The sequence below is a fragment of the uncultured Thiocystis sp. genome (genome assembly GCF_903866365.1).
Taxonomy (GTDB): Bacteria; Pseudomonadota; Gammaproteobacteria; order Chromatiales; family Chromatiaceae; genus Chromatium.
Map to the genome: position 1 here is coordinate 1 of NZ_CAIPNF010000195.1, position 6,349 is coordinate 6,349.

Sequence of the window (6,349 nt, forward strand, 5' to 3'; positions counted from 1 at the left end):
ACACCAGGGCGCCAAGATCGTCTTGAGCCTGCGGGCACTCGTGCAGTCCACTGGACGCTGGGCGCAATTCTGGCAAAAGATCGACCAGTTCGGTGCCCAGCCCTGTTAGGATACATTATCGAAAGGCATCACCCTCCGCCGGTGTCCGCGTCGCGCCCGAGTTCTAAATCATGACCACGGATCAAACCGTGAAGACTGAGCAGGAGGATGTATAGACATCTGACGTGACGTTCTCATTAGCCCCTTGATAAAGTCCTTTAATTATGCGGGATAACCGAAGGGGCATGTATGGATATCATATTGGATGGCTATACATGGCAGGGTTCCTTGATCGGCGTATGGCGCTCTCGCGACGAGGTGATCTTAGGGTTTCGATCAATGATCGCTTCCGCGCACTCAAGCTGCTTCCGAACGATATTACTGGAATTGGCGAGGAAGCGCAGCCTGGCTGACTTGTCGGGAAGGGGGGCGTCCGCCGGATGGCGGCCATTTCTTTACTGTAGCAAGTGAAAAGCGCTGGTCGGGATTAGTGATGTGCGATGGATGATCATCGAGAGAGGGTCATCCGCTGGAAGAGCGTCTTGCATCCGAGGATCTCGCGCGGAGGTGGCGCCGGATTGCCGTCTTGCCTGCGGGATCGGACGTTTGAAGGAATATTCTTGAAATTCAGACTTTTCACCTTGATCTAAGCGAGTGCCTCTGGCCGGAAGCACGGATCTATTGTATCGTGCGACTCGTTTGCCGATCAGGGATCGGAATAAGCACGCAACCCGGTTCAGATAATCGAAAATGGAGATGATTTTATGAAACGAACGCTCGTCACGACCGCTTTTGGCATGCTTGCTTTCGCACTCGCCACGACCGCCTCCGCTGACCTCAAGCCCGAGGAGCAGATTCAGGTCCGTCAGGCCGGTTACAGTTTCATGAGCTGGAACATGGGCAAGATCAAGGCCAATCTGGAGGGCGATTTCAGTCCAGATCAGGTCGCCAAGGCCGCCAATGCTATTGCCGGGATCGCGAACTCGGGCATGGGCGCGCTCTTCGGGCCCGGCACGGATAAGGACATCGGCGTGGTCAAGACGCGGGTGAAACCGGAACTCTTCCAGAATGGGGAAGATGTCGGGCAACTGGCGCGCGACTTCATGGACGCCGCCGACCATCTGGCCGAGGTGGCCGCCGAGGGCGATCAAAGCGAGGTCCAGGCCGCCTTTGGCGATTTGGGCAATGCCTGCAAGGCCTGCCACAAGAAATACCGCGCCGACTGATCCCCGATTCCCCGCCGGTTTTAGCGTGAAAGGCCGCCCTGTTTGGCGGCCTTCTGTTTTTTGCGTTACCAGCTTGGTACGCTGCCGGGCGAAGGCGGTGGTGGCGAAAGCAGTCCGCCATCGGCGACCCAGACCGTCAGCGCGGCCAGCGCCACGGCCAGAATCAACGCGAGCGGACCGCCGCCGACCGCGGATCTCGCCGCGGGGTTATCAACCGCCTTGCGGCCATGCAGCATCGGCAGGATCAGGTTGTCCCGGCGCGCGAAGGTGTAGAACAGCACGACGCCGACATGGAGCGCGACGAGCGAGCCGAGGATCCACACCGCCTGTCGATGCAGACCGGTCAGCCAGGCGCTGGTTGCGGTCGAGACCAGTGCCGCGAGCGGCCCCTTGAAGGCAATGTCGTCGTCAGCCATCAACCCGCTCAGGGTTTGCAGCAGCAGCAGACCAAGCAGCGCCAGCACGGAGAGCGCCCCCAGCGGATTATGACCGATGCCGTCCCACTGACCCCGCAGATAGGCGAGAATGGCGCCTGGTCCGCGCACGAACTGACTGAAACGGGCATAGGTGGAACCGATCAGGCCCCAGACCAGTCGGAAGGTCAGCAGACCTAGAATGGCGAGCCCAAGACGACCGTGCCAAACCATCAGGTTCCCGCCCGACAGTCCGGTGACAAAGGCGGCGGCTACCAGCAGGAACAACAGCCAGTGAAAGAGACGGGTAGGCAGATCCCACAGTCGGATCAGGTTGTTTTGCATTGGCTTGCTCCAGAGAGAGTGAAGGCGGTTTCCGGACGCATCGAACATTGGCGGTGACGATCATGACAAATGCAGTGGTTCTGTTAAGCGGCGGGCTGGATTCGACGACGACGCTCGCCATTGCCCGGGCCGAGGGCTTTGTACCCTATGCGCTGTCCTTCCGCTACGGTCAGCGACATGCGATCGAACTCGATGCGGCCGTGCGGGTCGCCAAGTCCATGGGCGTGGCCGAGCATGTCATCGCCGATATCGATCTGCGGCGCTTCGGCGGATCGGCCCTGACCGCCGACCTGGCAGTGCCGAAAGGGCGTGACCTGGCCGGGATGGGCGAGGGGATTCCGATCACCTATGTCCCCGCGCGCAATACCGTGTTTCTCTCCTTCGCGCTCGCCTGGGCCGAGGTACTGGGTGCCAGCGATCTTTTCATCGGGGTCAACGCGCTCGACTATTCCGGCTATCCGGACTGTCGGCCCGAGTACATCGCGGCCTTCGAGCGCATGGCGAACCTGGCCACCGCCGCCGCGGTGGAGGGCCGTCAGCGCATCCGAATCCATGCGCCATTGATCGAACTCACCAAGGCCGCGATCATCCGCAAGGGTGTCGAGTTGGGTGTCGACTATGCCCTGACCAGCAGTTGCTACGATCCCGGCGAGGCTGGCCGACCTTGCGGAGAGTGCGACTCCTGTCTGCTCCGCGCCAAGGGCTTTGCCGAGGCGGGGCTCGCCGATCCGCTGGTACGCCGCGTTCCGAACGACGATCGGTGAGACGCGGTTTCAATTGTCTTGAGGTTGTCGCATGACCGAACGTCTTTTTTATGTCGCCGCCGTCCCTTTCGAGGCCGCGCGCCGGGTGGCGATCCTGCCGGAAGGACACCGCGCGCGTCGTCTGCACGGTCACGGTTTCCTCGCCCGCGTCCGCGCCGATCTGCCGTCCGCCCGGTCCGCCTTCCCAGGCGCCGCGACCGGGATGCTGACCGCCGCGCTCCAGGCGTGCGTCGGGGCGCTCGATTATCGCGATCTGAACGAATGCCTACCGGTTCCGACCGACGAAAACCTCGCCCGCTGGGTGCGTGACCGCCTCGCGGTTCCAGGGGTCGCCTCCATCGGCATTCAGAGCACCCGCGATCAGGGTGCCGATCTGGATAGCGCGGATCACGCTCATGTCTGGCGCCGTTTCCGTTTCGAGGCCGCCCATCGCCTGCCGAACGTCCCGCAGGGTCATCCGTGCGGGCGCATGCACGGCCACGGGTTCGAGGTCATCCTGCACGCCGATCAGGCGTTGGCGGGCCGCGACATGGGCGTCGACTTCGATCAGCTCGACACGCTCTGGACGCCGTTCCAGACCGAACTCCATCACGCCTGTCTGAATGACATTCCGGGGCTGGAAAACCCCACCAGCGAGTTGCTCGCGTGCTGGGTGTGGCAACGTCTCAAGCCCGAACTGCCGGCGCTGTCCTGGGTGACCGTTTACGAAACCGCGACCGCCGGCTGTCACTACGACGGCAATCATTATCGCATCTGGAAGGAGCAGCGTTTCGAGAGCGCGCTCCGGTTTCCCGATGCGCCTGATGGCGATGCGCGGCGCCGGCTGCACGGTCACAGTTATCTGCTGCGGCTGCATCTCACCGCGCCGCTGGACGCCGTGCTCGGCTGGACGGTCGATTATGGCGATGTGAAGGCGCTGTTCGCGCCCGTCTACCGGCAACTCGATCACCATCGGCTCGACGCATTGCCGCGCCTTGACGCCGCGGATCCCGGTCGTCTGGCACGCTGGATCCGCGAGGAGTGCGCGGCCGCGCTCCCTCAGCTCGACCGCATCGACCTGCACGAGACGCCAGGATGCGGGGCCAGTCTCTGCTGGGGCGAACTGGGACCGGCATTGCCGACATGAGTTATCGGATCAAGGAGATCTTTTACACTTTGCAAGGGGAGGGCGCCCAGACTGGCCGTCCGGCCGTCTTTTGTCGGTTCGCGGGCTGCAACCTCTGGTCCGGACGCGAACCGGATCGCGAGCGGGCTGTCTGCACCTTCTGCGATACCGACTTTCGAGGCACCGATGGGGAGGGCGGCGGACGCTTTCGCGACGCCAGCGAACTGGCCGACCGGATTCGTGCGGCCTGGCCCGGCGCTCATTGCGATGGGGTCAGACCCTATATCGTCTGTACCGGCGGCGAACCGCTGTTACAGCTCGACGCCCCGCTGATCGCCGCCCTGCAGGCGCGCGGCTGCGAGATTGCCGTCGAAACCAACGGAACCTGTCCCGCGCCGCCGGGGCTCGACTGGATCTGCGTCAGCCCCAAGGCCGGCGCCGAACTGCGGCTGATCGCGGGCGACGAGCTCAAACTCGTCTATCCGCAGTCCGAGGCACCGCCCGAGCGCTTCGAGCGGCTCGGTTTCCGGCATTTTTTCCTACAGCCGATGGATGGGCCCCGGCTTGCCGTCCATACCGCGCAGGCCATCGATTACTGCAAGGCCCATCCGCGCTGGCGCTTGAGCGTGCAGACACAGAAGTTACTGGGCATTCCCTGAGCGAGGCGGGCGGCGTGCGCATTCTCAAGAGTGTCTCGCATGGGTTGCGACAAGGTCGTGAACCGCCGCCGCCTCGAACGCCACATCCCAACACCAACCGCCAAAACCACTCTTGGCCCGGATTATTCATGAAAACGGGCGACACTCGTTTAACCAATTGATAAAATTGGTGTTCCGCCAAGAATGCTTCGGAGAAGCTAAACGCGGTCGCCCATGTCCAAGTCTACTCAAGAAACGCTGCGATTTCCTCCCGTCGACGGCTTAAGCGTCCGCGCCGACGTTGACGGCGGGGCGATGTCGTCTGACGTCGGCCCCTTGATCCTGCGCGGCGTCGACCGGCAGATCGGTCTGACCGAGCGTCTCGCCCAAGCCATCGACGATCAGCGCCACCCCTCCGACGTCACCCCTCCCCTGCGTGACCGGATCGCCCAGCGCACCGTTCAGATCGGCGGCGGAGACGAAGATGGCAACGACGCCAATGCGCGGCGCCGCGATCCGCGGTTCAAGCTCGGGGTGGAGCGCCGCCCTCTGGATGAGGCGATGGACCGGGCCAGTGGGCCGACGTTCTCGCGCCTGGCGAATGCCGTCTCGACCAAGGACATCGACCGGATGGCACCCGCCTTCGTCGATCCGTTCATTGCCAGCGACCCCGAGGCGATCGTGATCGATCTGGACCACTCCGAGGATCCGACCCACGGCCAGCAGGCGTTCAGCTTTTACAGCCATGACGATCAGAACCGCTGCGATCTGCCGTTGTTTCTCTGCGAGGGGCTCTCGGGGACGTTCATTGCCGCAGCGTTGCGCCCCGGCAAGCGTCCCACCGGCGCCGAGAACGCCAGGATCGTCAAACGCGTGCTGCCGCGGCGGCGCGCGGCCTGGCGCGATCCTGCGCGGGGATGGGCATGTCGCCAACCCGGAACTCATGGCCCTCGCCCTCACCGAGGGCCAAACCGATGTCATCTTCGGCCTCGCCGGCAACCGGATTCTGTCGCCGCTGGCCACCCCCTTTCTGGACATCAACCGTCAACGTCAGGCGGTGCGCGGTGAGCATGCCCGCCGCCTCGACCAGCCTCTGCCGACCAGGACCCGCTCCGATCATGAGCTGGAGTCCGTCGCCGGGACCTGGCCCCAAGCGTTTCGGGTCATCCTCAAGGCCGAAGCGATGGCCTTCGACGACCACCCCGCTGTGTTGTGACCTCGCTCGATCTGCCCTCGCCCGAGGGTCTCTCTCGCGACCTCGACAGCGCCCGCGGTCAGGACGAAAACGTCATCAAGAGGCTCCAGAACGCTCTGGCCAGCGAGCGCACCTCCGACCAGCGTTTCCTCGCCAACCACCGGCGTCTGTTTTTCGCCTGCGGGGCCGACGTGCTGCACCACGCGCGGCGCATCAACGTGCTGGCGAACACCGAACTGGCCCAGGCGCAACCGGCCACGGTGATGTTGAAACTGTTCAAGATCGCCGTGCGCGTCTTGCAGTACCAGGATCGCGTCAAGCGGCAACGGCCGTCGAACGGCCCGGCAAAGGCGCTTCTGCACCGTGTCACCGAGAGGCTGTTCCTGACCCGTCCGCCGCCAGTGCTGCTCACGATCTAACCCCTTCGCTTAACCCCCCGGCCTTGACCATCCAGCCCGTTCGGGCAGGATCGCTCGTGTCTGTCTGGATGGTAACGCCACCCTTCCGGGGGGTGGTGCCTTGCAAAAATGTGATAATGAGCGATACTGACCCCATGGCTCAAGCACCGGCGGGGACAAGGCGATGGCGGCACAGTTAATCAGCAACAACGGCCAGGAGGTGACG

The 6,349-nt window shown here is 63.5% G+C and carries 5 protein-coding genes and 1 pseudogene; 5 read left to right on the forward strand and 1 reads right to left on the reverse strand.

Annotated elements, in window-relative coordinates; all coding sequences use genetic code 11:
- The first annotated feature begins 803 nt into the window (after positions 1-803).
- Positions 804-1,265: a cytochrome c gene (locus QZY07_RS11155; protein ID WP_295402463.1), complete on the forward strand. Its 462-nt coding sequence runs from the start codon at positions 804-806 to the stop codon at positions 1,263-1,265.
- A 65-nt stretch (positions 1,266-1,330) separates the two neighbouring features.
- Here QZY07_RS11155 and QZY07_RS11160 read toward each other — a convergent pair whose 3' ends face one another.
- Complete coding sequence (locus tag QZY07_RS11160; protein WP_295402465.1) at positions 1,331-2,023, reverse strand: cytochrome b/b6 domain-containing protein; 693 nt, start codon at positions 2,021-2,023, stop codon at positions 1,331-1,333.
- A 62-nt stretch (positions 2,024-2,085) separates the two neighbouring features.
- Here QZY07_RS11160 and queC point away from each other — a divergent pair, with 62 nt between their 5' ends.
- From queC to QZY07_RS11180, 4 genes and pseudogenes are all read left to right on the forward strand, one after another.
- Entirely contained in the window at positions 2,086-2,787 is a 702-nt protein-coding gene (queC, locus tag QZY07_RS11165) for a 7-cyano-7-deazaguanine synthase QueC (RefSeq protein ID WP_295402467.1), read from the forward strand.
- Between the two features lie 31 nt (positions 2,788-2,818).
- Positions 2,819-3,913 carry a 6-carboxytetrahydropterin synthase gene (locus QZY07_RS11170; RefSeq protein ID WP_295402469.1) on the forward strand — a complete coding sequence of 365 codons (1,095 nt, stop codon included), beginning with the start codon at positions 2,819-2,821 and terminating at the stop codon, positions 3,911-3,913.
- The gene (queE, locus tag QZY07_RS11175) at positions 3,910-4,551 is read left to right on the forward strand and encodes a 7-carboxy-7-deazaguanine synthase (RefSeq protein WP_295402470.1); all 642 of its coding nucleotides are present in this window, start codon (positions 3,910-3,912) and stop codon (positions 4,549-4,551) included. Before QZY07_RS11170 ends, queE begins: the two co-directional genes overlap by 4 nt.
- A 213-nt stretch (positions 4,552-4,764) precedes the next feature.
- A pseudogene (locus tag QZY07_RS11180) lies at positions 4,765-6,144 on the forward strand (IS1380 family transposase).
- Positions 6,145-6,349 lie beyond the last annotated feature (205 nt).

Bases quoted from the DNA above. Each gene is read 5' to 3' on its own strand.
- queC (WP_295402467.1), top strand. From the start codon at position 2,086: ATGACAAATGCAGTGGTTCTGTTAAGCGGCGGGCTGGATTCGACGACG.
- QZY07_RS11170 (WP_295402469.1), top strand. From the start codon at position 2,819: ATGACCGAACGTCTTTTTTATGTCGCCGCCGTCCCTTTCGAGGCCGCG.
- QZY07_RS11160 (WP_295402465.1), bottom strand. From the start codon at position 2,023: ATGCAAAACAACCTGATCCGACTGTGGGATCTGCCTACCCGTCTCTTT.
- queE (WP_295402470.1), top strand. From the start codon at position 3,910: ATGAGTTATCGGATCAAGGAGATCTTTTACACTTTGCAAGGGGAGGGC.
- QZY07_RS11155 (WP_295402463.1), top strand. From the start codon at position 804: ATGAAACGAACGCTCGTCACGACCGCTTTTGGCATGCTTGCTTTCGCA.